We start from the raw sequence: 14,618 nt of genomic DNA on the forward strand, positions 1-14,618 counted from the left end.
CCCCCCCCCCCGCGGCGCCCTCTCCGCCCCCCCCCCCCGGTCCACGTCAGCGCGGCCGCACGCCGGGCCGAAGCGGACGGAACCGAAACGGCCGCGGCCGGATTGTTCGACCATGGAAGTCTCGCTGTTTCATAACCCCAAAGCCGGCGACGGCGACTGGCCGGCGGACAAGCTGGTCCGTCTGCTGGAGATGTCCGGCTTCGCCCCGACGCATGTCTCGACCCGCAGCAAGGAGCTGGAGCAGGCGCTGGAGAATCCGCACGACCTGGTGGTGATCGCCGGCGGCGACGGCGCCGTGGCCGAGATCGTGCGCGCGCTGCACGGCCGCGGCCACACCGTGGTGATCCTGCCGACCGGCAGCTCCAACAACATCGCGCGGGCGCTTGGCATCGTCGAGGAGCCGCGCCACGTCGTCGCCGGCCTGGCCAAGGCGAAGCGCACGCCGCTCCGGATCGGCGTGGTCGATGGGCCGGAATGGTCCCGCAACTTCGTCGAGGCGGTCGGCATGGGTCCTCTGGTCGCCGCGATCGAGCAAGGCGCAGCCGGCGGCAAGGAGCACGGCTCCGACCTGGTCGGAGAACGGCGGGAGGAGCTGCGCCGCATCGTCGCCGACTGCGAGCCGCTCGAGGTCAGCCTGACCGTCGACGGCAAGCAGCTGGACGAGAAGATGCTGATGCTCGAGGTCATGAACCTGCCGATGATCGGGCCGAACCTGCTGCTGGCGCCGGAAGCCGACCCCGGGGACGCGCATCTCGACGTGGCCTGGCTGCCGGCGGCGAAGCGCCGCTCGATGCTCGCTTGGCTGAGGGACCCGGAGGCCAGAGGGTCGCCGCTGTTGCGGAGGAAGGCCGAGCGGGTCGAGCTCCACCCGCAGGGCGGCAGCCTCCATGTCGACGACGAGATGGTCGAAGGCGGCGAGGCCACGCTGACCGTCCGGATCGAGCCCAAGCCGGTGATCGTCCTCACCTCGGGAGACGACGAATGAGCAGCGCGACCGACGACCTGCCCGCGGCCCAGTTGCAGCAATGGGAGGAGACGGCGATCGAGTTCGCCAGGCTCGCCGGGGCTGAGATCGTCGCCTCGCTCGGCCGGACCTTCAGCGTCCGGTACAAGACCGGGGCCGGGCAGGGGGACGATCTCTTGTTCCGCGATCCGGTCTCGGAGGTCGATCAGCGAGTGGAATCCCTGATCCGGCTGCGGCTGGCGGAGCTCTATCCCGACCACGGCATCATCGGCGAGGAGATGGAGGACCATCCGGCAAGGCCCGACAGCCCAGTCTGGGCGATCGATCCGGTCGACGGAACTACCAATTTTGTCAATGGCTTGCCGCTGTTTGCTGCGTCGATCGGCCTGCTGTATCGTGGCCGGCCGGTGATCGGCGCCGTGTGGTGCTCGACCAGCCACGCCCTGCGCTCCGGCGTCTACCACGCCTGCGGCCGCGGCCCGCTGAGCTTCGACGGGGCGAAGCTGGAGGTCGGCCCGAACCCGGCGGTACGCCGACGCCTGGCGGGAGAGCCGCGTCTCGACCCTGGCACGGTGCTGCCCTGGGAAACCCGCAAGACCGGATCGGCCGCGATCGAATGTGCCTTTGTCGCCGCGGGCCTGCTGGAGGTGGCGCGGTTCGAGCGGCCGAATGTCTGGGACGTCGCCGGCGGGCTGTGCCTGGTCACGGCCGCCGGTGGCACCGCCTTCACGCTATCGGACCAGGAGCGGGGCTGGGAGCGCTTCACCGGCTTCGGCGACGATCCCCGCAGCTGGCACGGCCAGCTCGTGATCGGACCCGAGTCCGCCGCCATCCGCCGCAAGGACGCCGCCGCATGATCCGGCCTGGATCTCTTTGTTGAAGTTTGCGCTCTAACGCGTTGATACAGCGTAGATACAATGAAATCTCGTGCGAGGTGAGCTGAGGCAAGGTCTGAGGTCATATCATATTTTCCATAATATATATTATCCGACTTACATATGACCTCGGATCCATGCCCACAAGCCGCGTCACTGTCCCCTACGGCAGTGTGATGGCCACCGACAGGTCCTGCGCCCCTCGGACCGCGAATTTGAACGCATGGCCCTCCGAGATCTCCGGCAGCAGCTGCTGCAGCCGGCCGATCGCATTGGTCAGGTGGATCGTGTAGTCCTCGCCGGGTCCGCGCGACGCGACGATGGCGCGCAGCGTGTTGTCCTCCGGGTTGCCGAAGGTGCCGTCGGCCGAGATCACGTAGTGATCCGCCGGGAAGCTCTGCAGGAACGTCTCGGTCATGTTCCGGTCGCTGCCGTGATGCGGCATCTTCAAGATGTCGACCTTCATCGGCAGCTCGACGTCGGGCATGGCGTCCTTGAGGCCCGCCACGATGTCGTCGCCGCGGGCGTCGCCCGTCAGCAGGATCTTCCGTTTGCCGATCTCGACCAGAAGCACGAGGCTCGACAGGTTCGGAACGGAATCGTCGAGGTCGTCGCGGAACAGGCCGGCCACGGCCGCCGGGCTGCCGGCCGCGTTCCGCCACGCCTTGCGCAAGGCGGCCAGGCGCGGCGCGCGCGGGCCGAGGACCGTGACCTTGGCGCCGTCGATGTCCCGGTGCCCGCTGGTCGAGGACAACACATCGTCAAAGGGCGAGTTGCCCTCGAGCTTGAGCTGCACCAGATAGTCCCGCAGCTCGCGGCCCTGGCCGATGCTGGCGAGGACGGCCAGCTCCCGATGCGACCGCAGCTTGCCCCCGGCGACGGCGAGGGTCCCTGCCCCCGCCATCGCCGCCCGGGCGCCCTGTTCCAGCCCGGCGAGGCTCGCCTGCCCCGCTTTGACCGCGTCCTCCGAGCCGACCAGATCGGCGAAGCTGTTGTGCCAGAAGCGGCGGATGTCGAGCCAGGTCGCGGCGCCGGGCCTGTTCTCCGCGATGCCGCCGATCATCTGCAGCACGCCGTTGACGTGGTCGTCATCGACATGGCTGAGCATGGCCAGGTCGACGGTGAGCGTCTCGGCGCCGCCGCGGAGTTGTCCGAGCCGTGGCTTCAGGAAATTCTTCCAGATGCCGGCCGGGCCGCCGTCGATGATCCACAGCCGCTGCTGCCTGCCCTGCTCGTAGCGCAGCAGCAGGGCGTCCCCGAACTTCGCATGCACGGCCTCAAAGACGATCATCGCCCCCTCCCCTATACCGATTGCAGCGCGCGCAGGATGTCGAGCATGCCCGCGCCCTGGAAATTGGCCTCGCGGCCGAGATCGGTGGCCGACCGGCACAGCACTTCCTTGATCCGTTCTGGATGCCCGACCAGCTCGCGGTGCCGCGCCATCAAGAGCGCCGCCGCGCCGCTGACATGGGGGGCGGCCATGCTGGTGCCGTCCATGCGCTTCGTGCCGCAATTGGGGATCGGCGCCGTCACCTTCTCCCCCGGCGCGACCAGGTCCGGCTTGCGCCGGCCGTCCCCGGTCGGCCCCCGGCTCGAGAAGTAGCTGACGCCGTAGGAATGCGGATGGCTGCGGTGGGTCGAACCGACGGTGATGACGGCGTCGGCATTGCCGGGATCGGTGATGCTGATGCCGCGATAGATGCCGAAGGGCCCGCCGCCGGAAAGCGGATCGTCGAAGCCCTGGTTGCCGGCGGCGGCGACCACGACCACCCCGTCGCCGACCAGGCGGCTGCACTCCTCGCAGATCGGGGTGCGGCCGCAGGCGTAGCTGATCACCTCGTGCTTCAGCGACAGGCTGAGATTGACGCCGTGGATCACCGGATTGTCCCGGTTCCGATTGAGATAGGCGACCACCTGCAGGGCCGACATGATGGTGAATTCGTCGCCGTTCCCGTCCTTGTCGAACACCCGGAAGTCGTAGAGGCGCAGGTCGGGGCACAGCCCGACGAGATCGAGCCCCTCGTTGTTCTCGGCCCCCGGCCAGTGCCCGGCCAGGATCCCGGCGACATGCGTGCCGTGCTCATGCGCCGGCTTCTCGTACTTCCTGGCCTGATGCGGCACGGTGATGATCGGCAGGAGCAGGTCCCAGTCGATCTCGCGGCCGCGGCAGACGCGGCGATTGAGGTCGAGCAGCTCCTCCTGTTGCGCCTTGCTGAGCTTTTTGCTGCGGCCGACGGCCGTGGTCACCTTGGCCGACTGGCGGGACGACAGCAGGTCGCGCAGGAAGGTGAAGTCGTAGGTGGCGACGATGCGCGACTGCTCGATCGGGATGTCCTGCGGCCCGGCCGGAGGCGGGTACCGCCCGCGGTCCAGGAATGCGGGGTGCTTGGCGTCGATGCCGCAGTCGATGACGGCCCAGGCCAGGCCCTGGCTGCGGATCTGGAACACGTTCTGGGCCGCGTCGCCCTTGACCGCGGCGCGGGATTCGAACAGGGCGGTGGCGGTGGTCCGGTTCAGGCTGATGTTCCAGATCTCGCCGGGCTCACCGCTCCCGGGCGCCCGGACGATGCGATCGACCAGATCGAGGAAACCCTCCAGGATCGGGCGGATGCGGTCGATGCCGTTCGCATCGGCCTGCAGCGCGTCCGCCAGTGCCGCGCGGTTCGGGTCGGTCCGCGGGATCGCGATGAAACCGGCCAGGACCACGAAGCGCAGATACTCCCAGCTCTTGGTGGTGCTCAGCAGCCGCTTCAGACTGATCCCGTCGGGGCGGTCGAGCCATTGGCGGATCGGCGCGAAGCTGGCCAGCTCGGTCGGCAGCCCGAGCCACCAGCTGGTCATCGGCACCACCACGCAGATCAGCTCGGCGAAGGTGAGCCGCACCACCACCGAGGAGCGGCTGTAGGCCAGCCGCGTCTCGTCGCGGCGGCGACGGCGGTCCGCTGCCGGCTCGTCGACGTGGTAGCTGTCGAGCCCCTGCTCCAGCATCACGGCCACGTTGCCGGCGGTGTGGCCAGCGCGGGGCGTGAGGATCAGGTCATGCCGGTCCGACGCATCGGACCGGGCATAGGCCAGCCAGACATCCGGCAGGATCGGGCTGTCCTGGGTGAAGCGCTGGTGGCCGAAGGTCCGGAAGATCAGCCGGCGCAGCGTGTCCTCGCTGATGGCCGGCGCCGGTGGGACGGGTCTGGACGGTCGCGCCATCGGTCACACCTCCGCCTGCGGGCCCGGTGTCACGCCGCGAAGGGGGCGTGGAAGGGCGGGAACAGCGGGAAGGACGTCCCCTGCTGCACCAGCATCACGACCAGGATCACCGCCGCCCACAGGGTGAGCGCGATGCCGACATCGACGACGCGGTTGATGATGACCTCCTCGTCGCCGATACCGGTGGTCACGGCCTCGAAGACCTCCCAGAGCACGGTGAGCGCCACGATCAGCCAGATCGGCACGAACCAGATGCCGAAGACGATTCCGGCGAAGCCGTGGGCGATGGTCCAGATGTCGACGGGCCGGGAATCCGTGGTCGGATCGAGCTTGGCGTCGACCAGGACCACCACGCCGGTCAGCACGGCCCAGACCAGCACGGCCGCCCAGCGCAGCCAGGGTGGTAGCGCGGTCCCGTAGGTCGAGGAGATCAGCAGAGCGCCGACCAGGACGAAGAGGGCCGCGGCCACCAACGACCACAGGGTGGGCCGGGTGCCGGCGGCAGCAGCGTCAGCCATGACAAAGCTCCTTGGAATTGGCCGTCCGCCGATGCGCCGGAGCCGTGCCCCGGCGCATCGGGCGGAACGATCAGACCACCGCGCCGATGATGATGCCGCCGACGATCGGGACGATCAGCACCACCCATTCGAGCCACGACGACGGGCTGAACTGCGCGCCGCCGATGACGGTGACCCCGCCGCTGCTGGAGCCGCTGGCCTGGACAAAGGGCTTTCCCACCACCGGCACGAAGATCAGGCCGGCGGCGGACACCAGGCAGCCGATGCCCATGCCCATGGCAGTGTTCGCCATCTTAGGCGCCCAATCGAGGACTTGCGGCAGCGGCAGAACGATTGCGAGCACGCCGATCACGGCCACGATCGCGATGAGAATCCATCTCATGATTATCTCCTTTAAAATATAGAAATCGCTATATAGTGCTATATTGAATTCTTGAATTTATATTTATTATATGATATCTGTTGATCTTGGTCAAATTATGGCGTCAACCCATTTCGATTTCAGGGATTTGAAGAGATGTCGATGCAGGCCATTGGGCTGGACCGGCTGCGCATACCATTCTTCGTCGCCGCCGCCGTCCTGCTGTTTCTGGTGATCCTGGTGGAACTGGCCTCGATCGCCGTCCTGGGGACGGCGGCTCCGGCCGGCTTCGATCCGCCGACGCCGGGGTTCGGGATCCGCTATCTCGCCATCCTCGACCTGCTGCTGGCCTATACCGTCGCGACCATGGCGCTCGGCCTGATCCTGCCGCGCGGAATCCAGGGCCGCGTCCAGGGCATCGTCGGCCTGATCCTGTCGCTGCTGGGGCTGCTGGCGGCGATCGTGCTGATCTTCCTGGCGTTGGCCGCGCTGATCCTGATGGTCACCCTGCTGCTCGCGGTCCCCTTCGGCACCATCGCCTATCTCGTCGTCTGGGGGGATTTTCCGGAGACCGCGGCGCGGATCACCCTGTCGCTGGTCATGCTGTTCAAGCTCGCCTTCTGCGTCTGCCTGGTGCTGGCGCATCAGCGCTTCCTGCAGAACAAGGGCCTCGTCATCCTCACCGCCGTCTCGCTGGGCGCCACCTGGGTGGTAGCGTTCCTGCACAGCTTCCCGCCGGGCTTCCTGGTCAGCATCGCCGACGTCATCGGCGCGCTGGTGATCGCCATCGTCGGCGCGATCTGGCTGATCCTGCTGCTGATCGGCTCGATCGTGGCGGTGGTCGCCAGCCTGCGCAGCGTGCGGGTGGGCTGACATCAGCGGAACTCCGCCGTCGCGGCGCCCGCCCCCAGCGGCCGGAAGCTCAGCTCTCCGCCTTCGGGATAGATGACGATCGACGCCTCGGCGTCGTCGGCGCCGCATCGGACTCCGCCGCCGGACCGCCGGCCCTTCTTCCAGCCGCCGGTGCAGAGGTCGCCGATCTCGGCATCGGTGAAGGTCGCGCCGGACGCGCAGAGACAGGCCTTCTGCGGACAGCTCCTCCCCTCCTCCTCCCTGCAGTCATACTCCACGGCGATGCCGCGCCCGGACGTCAGCGCCAGGCGGGCGACGCGCAGGTCCTCGTCGGCGGCGGGGGCACGGCGCTCGACCTCCGCTCCGGCATTGACCGAGACCCGCGGCGGATTCATTTCCAGCCCGGGCGCGAAGGGCGACATGACCGCGTTCATCGCCGCCGCCCAGTCCGGCGGGTCCCAGCCCTTCTCCTCCAGCGTCTCCTGATCGGAGGGCGGAGGGTTTCCGCCCTCCGGCGAGCGCAGGCTGCCGAAGGCGACCACCGCGGCGAAAGCGATGCCGACCAGGACGAGGATGACGATCAGGAGGCGCATCCTAGAAGCCCACGCTGACGATCCAGGCGAAGAAGGCGGCCAGGCCGGCGGTCACCAGCACGTTCAGGGGAATGGCCACAGGCAGCGGCCAGCACTGCCAGTCCGGGCCGGTCCGGGAGCTCTTGTTGGCGATGGTGTAGGCCATCACCTCCCAGGGGTCGTCGTAGTAGCACCAGTAGAGGATCGTATTGCCAACCGACTTGGCGATCGCTCCGACGATCAGGGCCGGCAGGAACAGCACCGCCATCCAGCCCATGTAGGAGAACCAGAAGAACGGCCCGAGGATCCGGTTCTGCCAGACATGGATGAATTCGTGGTTGTGCAGGTCCGAGCCGGGCCGGTGGTCGCCGGAGCTTGTGTGCAGCATCCGGCTCATCACCGCCCCTTGGGTGAAGGCGAAGTCCTTCTTCAGGCAGAAGCCGCTCTTGTAGCGATGCGCCGATTGGCGGCTTTCCGGTTCTCCATCGGCATGGTCGCCCCAGACGATGTTGATCAGGTGCAGGAGCACACCGTTGGTCGATCCGGCGAGCCCCCAGGTGACGTCGAGCAGGAAGGTCAGGACGCCGAATCCGAGCCAGCGCTGGATCGCCCACAGCCCGTCGTTCAACCCGACCAGGCCGCCGATCACGAGCGCGATCCAGAGCAGCCCGTCGACGCCGATGATCGGGTCGCCGAAGGCCCAGCTCACCAGGTTGATGACGCCGGGCCAGATGGTGAACAGCAGGCTGGTGACCACGACTGTGCCGTCGGTGTTGCCGCCGAGATCGAGCACCAGGCTGATGAAGGTACGGGCCAGGAACGCGCCCAGCGCCGCGGTCAGGAAGGTCTCGAGGGCGCGCAGTGCCACCGACCCGGCGCCGTCGCCTTTGACCGCCCGAATGATCGCGGCGAGGATCGCCCCGACCAGCCCGATGCCCAGAGCCACCAGAAGGGGCTCGAGGGCGAAGATCCGTGCCACCATGGAATAGGCCTCCGTATCGCAGCGACTATGGGGTGAACGGCTTGAGCACGACGCGCTCATCCGGCCGGATCGGGCCGCGCAGCCGGCAGCCGATGGCGCTGGGCGAGACGCGGATCGTCAGGTCGACCGCCGATCCCTTGGCGACCAGGGTTCCCGATGCCGGGACGACGGCGACGACCTGATCGGCCGTTCCCGCCTCGCACCGGCCGCTGATCCGGGGGGCGAGGCCGGCGGATTGCAGGCTGCTCGTGGCGGTCTGCTGCGTCGTCGGCACCGCGATGGCGGGAACGCCGATTCCGGGATCGATCGTCAGCTTCACCGTCCCGCCGCGCGCCACCTGCGCGGGCGGCATTGGATCCTGGCCGACCACGGTCTCGGGGGCCTTGCCGCCGGCCGGACCCGCGATCCGCTCGACCCTGAAGCCGTGGCTCACCCGAAGCGTGCTCTCCGCCGCCGGGAAGAGCTGGCCGACGACGTTTGGCAGCTCGGCGCCCGCGGCCACGCGCAGCGTGACCTGGCCGCCCTCCTCCAGCTTGGTGTCGGCGGCCGGGTCCTGGCCGGTGACGATGCCCGGCGCCTTGTCGCTGTCGGGGTCGTCCGTCGTCGTGCCGACGGTGAGCTTGGCTTCGGTGAGCCGCTGCTGGGCTTCGGCGAGCGGCAGATCGACCACGTTCGGGACCTTCGTTCCGCCGCCTGTGAACAGGATGATCGCCACCACCACGCCAGCGACCACGGCGACGCCGCCGCCGATGGCGGCGAAGATCCACCAGGGCAGCCCCTTCTTCGGGGCGGCGACCGGCGGGGCGGCGATGTCGAAGACGACGACCGGGCTCTCCGCGAAGTCGTTGTCCGGGTCGTTGATCGCCACCGCCCGGACCTTGAGGGAGTAGGTTCCCGCCTTGGCCGTCGGCGGCGCCTTGATCCGGACGGTGAAGGTGTGCGTGCCGCCGGCGGCGAACTGGCGCTCACTCTCGCCGTCGACGCTGAACCATTCCGCCTTGGCCTCGCCCTGCGGCTCGACCGTGACCCGGCCGGAGAGACCCTGGCCGGTCTTGTTGGTGACGGTGAAGGTGACCGCGCCGGTGCTGACGGTCTGGTTGCTCTCGGTCTCGTGCTTCAGCTGGGCCTTGGCCGGAATATCCGGGATCTCGAAACTCGGCATGACTATCCCTCTTTGCCAGTTCTGCGGTCGCCGGCCCTGGTGCCGTCGCGGCTACTGGTCGGATGGTTGGAAAATGAAGCGATCGGTGGGCGCGATGAGGACGTCAAATCTTCTGCACGGCAGGAGTGGGCTGCGAGGCAGAGCCCGGATCGTCACGGTGACCGTCGAACCCTTGGCGACGAAGATTCCCTGTTTCGGGCTGAGGTCGATGACCTGATCGCGCACTCCCGTCTGCTCGCAACGGCCGACGATGTTGACGTTGAGCCCGGCGGCTTGCAGGGCGTTGACCGCATTCTGCTGCGTCGTCGGGATGGCGATGCTGGTGGGGACGGCGACGCCGGGGTCGACGGTGAGCTTCACCGTACCTCCCAGCGCGGCACGCGCGGGCGGCAGCGGGTCCTGGCCGATCACGGTCTCGGGCGCCTTGCCGCCGGCCGGGCCGGCGATCCGCTCGGCCTTGAGGCCTCCGTTCACGCGAAGCACGCCCTCCGCCACCGTCAAGGTCTCGCCGCGCACATCCTTCACCTCCACGCCCTGCGCCACGCGCAGGGTGACCTTGTCCCCCTCGTTCACCTCGGTGTCGGCCACCGGGTCCTGGGCAGTGACGGTGCCCGGCGCCTTGTCGCTGTCGGGGTCATTCTCCTGGACGACAGTAAATTTGGCCGCGGTGAGCTGCTGCTCGGCCTCGGTGAACGGAAGGTCGACGACGTTCGGGACCTTGGTCCCGCCGCCGCCCGTGAACAGGATGACCGCCACCACCACGCCGGCGACCACGGCGACGCCGCCGCCGATCGCGGCGAAGATCCACCAGGGCAGCTTCTTCTTCGGGGCGGCGACCGGCGGGGCGGCGATGTCGAAGACGACGACCGGGCTCTCCGCGAAGTCGTTGTCCGGATCGTTGACCGCCACCGCCCGGACCTTGAGCGAATAGGTTCCCGCCGTCGCCGCCGGCGGGGTCTTGATCCGGACGGTGAAGGTGTGGGTGCCGCCTGCGGCGAACTGGCGTTCGCTCTCGCCGTCGACGCTGAACCACTCCGCCTTGGCTTCGCCCTGCGGCTCGACCGTGACCCGGCCGGACAGGCCCTGACCGGTCTTGTTGGTGACTGTGAAGGTGACCGCGCCGGTGCTGACGGTCTGGTTGTTCTCTGTTTCCTGCTTCAGCTGGGCCTTGGGCGGAATATCCGGAATCTCGAAACTCGGCATTTGACTATCCCTTTCTACTCAATATCTCCAGCCGCCGGGCGGCCCCCCTCGAATTCGACCTCGCTGGTGACGTGGGCCGGCTTCTCCGCCTCGACCACGCGGTACACGAGATCCCTCACCTCCAGCGCCGCCGGCGGGGCGCGGACCCGGAGATGGAACGGACGCGGTGCGCCCTGCTCATCCGGCGGGTTCTCCTCGATGGCGAAGCCGGGGATGCCGGTCGCCACCTCGAGGAAGCGCAGCAGCCCGTCGGAGGTGCCGCGCCAGCGGCCGAGCTCGGCCGCCTGGGCGGTCAGCTCGCGCAGCCGCCCCAGGCCGGCGGCGTAGCGCGGCGGCGCCTGAGGCCCTCCCGGCCAGTCCAGATAGCGGTCGAGGTCGAGCCAGCTCGCGAGATAGGGCACGAACCGGTCCGGGGTCCGCCGCGCATCGAAATGGCTGTCGAGACCGTCGAGCACGGCATCGGCCGGGGCGTGCATCGTCTCCATGACCACGAGCAGGGTTTCCAGCAGGCGGCCGGAACCGAGCGCTGCCCGGTAGGTCTCCGGCAGGAAGCGGGCGATCTGGTCGGCATTCACGACCCACCTCCCCCCGGATCGCCCGAGACGACGGTGATGGCGTGGCGCCCGGCGCAGTACAGCCAGTTGCGCGGCAGCGGCGCGCGGTCGTTGAACAGGGTGGCCGACACCGACACGAAGGTCCGGCCGCCATCGGCGCTGCGGCACAGCCCCACCGGCCCGCCCGCCAGCACGATCACGCCGCCATCCGCGGCGGGCGGCGTCGCGGCGACCGCCAGCACCGGATGCCACAGCCGGTCCTTGTCCCGGATCGGCAGGCCGGAGCCGAGCTTGCTGGCTTCCCAGGTCGGCGCGGCCGCGCTGTTGTCGAGGATCAGCACCCCTGCCCGGTTCGACCCCGCCAGGACCATGTTGCCGGCGAAGGCCAAGCCTTCGCAGGAACCGCCCTGCCAGCCGAGATTGACCCGCTTCCAGCCTTCCGCGTCGTCCTCGCCGGTGACCCGCAGCTCGATGCGCGCGGCGCCTTCGCCCTGCTGCCCGGCCTCGGCCGAGAGCCCGGCCCAGAGATAGTCGCGCGCGTTGTAGCGCTGGACCACCAGGACCCGGACGTCCTTGTCCTTCAGGCCGATGGAGTGAAAGGTCTCCGACAGCCCGGCGGCAGCGGACAGGAAGACGCCCCCCTTCATCCGCGCCGCGGCCGCCACCATGATCACGCCCGAGGGCGAGGTCACGGTGGTCACGGCATAGAAGCCGCGGTCGTCGACGGCGGCATCGCCGACCTTGATCGCCACGGGCCCGCTGTCGCGGCCGGGCTGGATCCGGAACAGGCCGCGCTCCGCCGCGATCAGCAGCTCGGACAGGCCGGCCCGGGTGAGCCAGACGGCGTCGGTCACGGGGAACTCGAAGGCGGCCGCGTTGCGGGTCCAGGTCTCGCCGCAGTCCCGGGAGATGTGGATGGCGCCCTGGTCCCCGCGCTGGACGCCGACCGCCAGCAGCCCCGGATGGTCGGGGTCGCGGCGGACGAAGCGCACGGTCTCGCCCGGATCGGCAAAGATGCGGGCCCAGCTGTCGCCGTCATCCAGGGTCCGGTGCAGCCCGTCCGCCGCGGCGGCGAACCAGGTCCGCGGCTGATGCGGGTCCCGCACCACGTCGATCACGTCGCGGTTCGGGGCGTCGTCGACGGCGAGGGAGATCTGGTCGGCATATTGCACGCCCGGCTCCGACAGCAGCGCCTCGTAGACGTCCGACACCCGGATCACCCGGCCGAAGGGCCGGTCGCGCAGCGGCGAGAACAGCAGGTTCAGGCGGCGGTGCAGCCGGGTCTCGACCGAGGCGGCATCCTCCTGCCGCCCGACCACGACCCGGGCGGTGACCGACACGGCACGGCCGCGGGCCCAGCCGACGACCGTCCGCACCCCCAGCGGCCGCCGTGAATCGACGATCTTCTCGACCCGTGTCCGCAGCGCCTCGACCTGATGCTGGGTCAGCACCTCCGGCGTCACCGCGTCCTGGGGCGCCGCATCGGCCTCGATCGACGGCACCAGCAGGATCTCGACCACGCCCGGATCGGCATGCCGCCACGCTTGGGCCTGGGCATAGGCCCTGGCTTGTGCGACGCCGCCGACGCTGGCGGCCAGGCGCTCGAAGTCCCGTGCAGTGACCGCGCAGCGGCTGTAGCCGAGGATCTCCGGGCCGCGCCGCATGGCGTCCTGCACCGCCTCCCCATCGGCGCCGCCGACGGCGCGCTCGGCGTTGCTGGCCGTCACGCCGTCGGGCACGTCCTTGAGCACCGTCAGGGTGCCGGCGGCGACATTGCCCGAGCGCCCTCCCCCACGGCGGTACCAGACCCGGATCTCGCGGTTGGCCGGCGGCGTCGCGGCCAGCGTCGCGGCGCCGTCCGTGCCGCCGGCGCGGGCCGGGGCGAAGACGATCCGGCCCTCGGCCCGGTCGACGACATAGGCGCAGTCCCCGGGGGCGCAATCGGCGAAGCTGTCGACCTCGGTCCAGATGCGATAGGCCTTGCCGTCGAAGGCCCGCGACGGAATGCCTTCGGCCAGCTCCTGCGGGGGCGTCTCGATGCCGACGACGAGGTCGAGATCGTCCCCCGACGGCGCGATCACCGGCGGCCGCTTCAGCCGGACGCTCTGGCCCGGCGCGCCAGACCCGAGGCCGGCCAGCTCTCCCGCCACCGGCTCGCAATGCAAAGCGGGCAGATCCAGGCTGGCCTGGCCTTCCGCCAGGGTGCCGCCGCGCGTCACCACGAATTCGACCGAACCGTCGGTGGTGGCGACCCGGGTGCCCTGCGGGATGGCGATCGCCCCCGTCGCCTTGCCGCCGCGCGCGAAGGTCAGGGTGACCGAGGCGGCGGCCGGGGCCCGCAGCTTGATGCCCATCAGGTTGAGCAGGCTGACATAGACCTTCTCGGGCACCCGGTTGAGGCGGTAGAGCAGGTTGTCGGTGAGGAAGGCGAAGGCCTCGATCAGGGTCACGCCGGGATCGCTCGGCGACCTGTCGGTCCAGGCCGGACAGGTGCGGTCGACCACCGTGAGGGCTTCGGCCACCAGCTGGCGGAAGGTGCGATCGTCGAGCTTCGGGCTGGGCAAAGGCATCAGACGACGCCTCCGTTGAGATCGACCGAGAAGGCCACCCGGCCGAGACCGTTGGTGGAGCGGACCCGGTAGTCGAGCTCGACGGTCAGCCGGGACCCGCTGTCCTCGCCCGGCTCGCCGGCGATCGAAGCGCCGGCGTCGAGGCGCAGGATGTCGATGCGGGGCTCCCAGCGCTCCAGCGCCTGGCGGATGTAGTGGATCGCCAGGCCGGCGGTGGTGGCATCGTTGGGCGCGAACATCAGGCGGTGCAGCGGGCAGCCGTAATCGGGCCGCATCACCCGCTCGCCGGGGATCGTCGTCAGCAGCAGGATGATCGACTGCCGCACCATCGCGTCGTCCGCGATCATGGCCACGCCCCCGGCCGGGGTCAGCAACGGCCCGCCGGGCGCAGGCCCGTCGCCGAGGCCGCCGCCGAGGGCCACGCCGTCGAACCGCCATCCGCGCATCGCCGGGCTCATGAATCCGCCGTCACGAAAGGCTGGCCGGGCTCGACGACCTTGTAGTTGACGATCCCGGGGGGAGAGCCGTCGGTGAGCCCGCGGACGGAGTCGAGGCAGACCGGGTCGCCTTCGACCGTCAGCAGCGTGGAATAGCCCTCGCGGACGCCGAGCGTGTTCAGGCACGGGCGCAGGCCGACGACCGGGTTGGTGTTCGGGCAATGCCGGATGTTGCGGTGCTCCGGGTCGTCGTCCACCAGCACCTGGCGATCCTCGATGCGGACCAGGGTCTGGGTCGGCTTGATACCCACCTGCCCGCCATGGTCGCAGATCAGAACGGCGTCCTCGGTCAGCCACAGCATGT

The 14,618-nt window shown here is 69.4% G+C and carries 15 protein-coding genes; 3 read left to right on the plus strand and 12 right to left on the minus strand.

Annotated features, from left to right (window positions below):
• Positions 1-112: 112 nt before the first annotated feature.
• Positions 113-985, plus strand: coding sequence for a diacylglycerol/lipid kinase family protein (locus AAHM41_RS10505; RefSeq protein ID WP_342236482.1), 873 nt, complete (start codon positions 113-115; stop codon positions 983-985).
• On the plus strand, positions 982-1,821 hold the full coding sequence (locus AAHM41_RS10510; RefSeq protein ID WP_342236483.1) for an inositol monophosphatase family protein: 840 nt from the start codon (positions 982-984) through the stop codon (positions 1,819-1,821). The genes AAHM41_RS10505 and AAHM41_RS10510 overlap by 4 nt, the downstream gene beginning before the upstream one ends.
• Positions 1,822-2,002: 181 nt before the next feature.
• Here the strand turns inward: AAHM41_RS10510 and AAHM41_RS10515 are convergent, their stop codons facing one another.
• From AAHM41_RS10515 to AAHM41_RS10530, 4 genes are all read right to left on the minus strand, one after another.
• Positions 2,003-3,130, minus strand: a complete 1,128-nt coding sequence (locus AAHM41_RS10515) for a hypothetical protein (protein ID WP_342236484.1) — start codon at positions 3,128-3,130, stop codon at positions 2,003-2,005.
• Between the two features lie 11 nt (positions 3,131-3,141).
• Positions 3,142-5,043, minus strand: a complete 1,902-nt coding sequence (locus tag AAHM41_RS10520; protein WP_342236485.1) for a S8 family serine peptidase — start codon at positions 5,041-5,043, stop codon at positions 3,142-3,144.
• Positions 5,044-5,072: 29 nt separating this feature from the next.
• Positions 5,073-5,561 carry a hypothetical protein gene (locus AAHM41_RS10525; protein ID WP_342236486.1) on the minus strand — a complete coding sequence of 163 codons (489 nt, stop codon included), beginning with the start codon at positions 5,559-5,561 and terminating at the stop codon, positions 5,073-5,075.
• A gap of 70 nt (positions 5,562-5,631) precedes the next feature.
• Positions 5,632-5,943, minus strand: coding sequence for a hypothetical protein (locus AAHM41_RS10530; protein WP_342236487.1), 312 nt, complete (start codon positions 5,941-5,943; stop codon positions 5,632-5,634).
• Between the two features lie 141 nt (positions 5,944-6,084).
• Here AAHM41_RS10530 and AAHM41_RS10535 point away from each other — a divergent pair, with 141 nt between their 5' ends.
• Entirely contained in the window at positions 6,085-6,795 is a 711-nt protein-coding gene (locus AAHM41_RS10535) for a hypothetical protein (protein WP_342236488.1), read from the plus strand.
• Between the two features lie 2 nt (positions 6,796-6,797).
• Here the strand turns inward: AAHM41_RS10535 and AAHM41_RS10540 are convergent, their stop codons facing one another.
• The 8 genes from AAHM41_RS10540 to AAHM41_RS10575 are packed head-to-tail and all read right to left on the minus strand — an operon-like array spanning position 6,798 to position 14,616.
• On the minus strand, positions 6,798-7,367 hold the full coding sequence (locus AAHM41_RS10540; protein WP_342236489.1) for a hypothetical protein: 570 nt from the start codon (positions 7,365-7,367) through the stop codon (positions 6,798-6,800).
• A gap of 1 nt (position 7,368) precedes the next feature.
• On the minus strand, positions 7,369-8,328 hold the full coding sequence (locus tag AAHM41_RS10545) for a hypothetical protein (RefSeq protein ID WP_342236490.1): 960 nt from the start codon (positions 8,326-8,328) through the stop codon (positions 7,369-7,371).
• 25 nt (positions 8,329-8,353) lie between these two features.
• Positions 8,354-9,490, minus strand: coding sequence for a PASTA domain-containing protein (locus AAHM41_RS10550; RefSeq protein ID WP_342236491.1), 1,137 nt, complete (start codon positions 9,488-9,490; stop codon positions 8,354-8,356).
• 51 nt (positions 9,491-9,541) lie between these two features.
• Positions 9,542-10,693, minus strand: a complete 1,152-nt coding sequence (locus AAHM41_RS10555; RefSeq protein WP_342236492.1) for a PASTA domain-containing protein — start codon at positions 10,691-10,693, stop codon at positions 9,542-9,544.
• Positions 10,694-10,707: 14 nt separating this feature from the next.
• On the minus strand, positions 10,708-11,268 hold the full coding sequence (locus tag AAHM41_RS10560; protein WP_342236493.1) for a phage tail protein: 561 nt from the start codon (positions 11,266-11,268) through the stop codon (positions 10,708-10,710).
• Positions 11,265-13,817 (minus strand): baseplate J/gp47 family protein, encoded by a 2,553-nt coding sequence (locus tag AAHM41_RS10565; protein ID WP_342236494.1) that lies wholly within the window; start codon positions 13,815-13,817, stop codon positions 11,265-11,267. The genes AAHM41_RS10560 and AAHM41_RS10565 overlap by 4 nt, the downstream gene beginning before the upstream one ends.
• Positions 13,817-14,263, minus strand: coding sequence for a GPW/gp25 family protein (locus tag AAHM41_RS10570; RefSeq protein WP_342236495.1), 447 nt, complete (start codon positions 14,261-14,263; stop codon positions 13,817-13,819). Before AAHM41_RS10570 ends, AAHM41_RS10565 begins: the two co-directional genes overlap by 1 nt.
• A gap of 8 nt (positions 14,264-14,271) precedes the next feature.
• Positions 14,272-14,616 (minus strand): hypothetical protein, encoded by a 345-nt coding sequence (locus AAHM41_RS10575; RefSeq protein ID WP_342236496.1) that lies wholly within the window; start codon positions 14,614-14,616, stop codon positions 14,272-14,274.
• Between the last annotated feature and the right edge of the window lie 2 nt (positions 14,617-14,618).

Source organism: Inquilinus sp. OTU3971 (genome assembly GCF_038440215.1).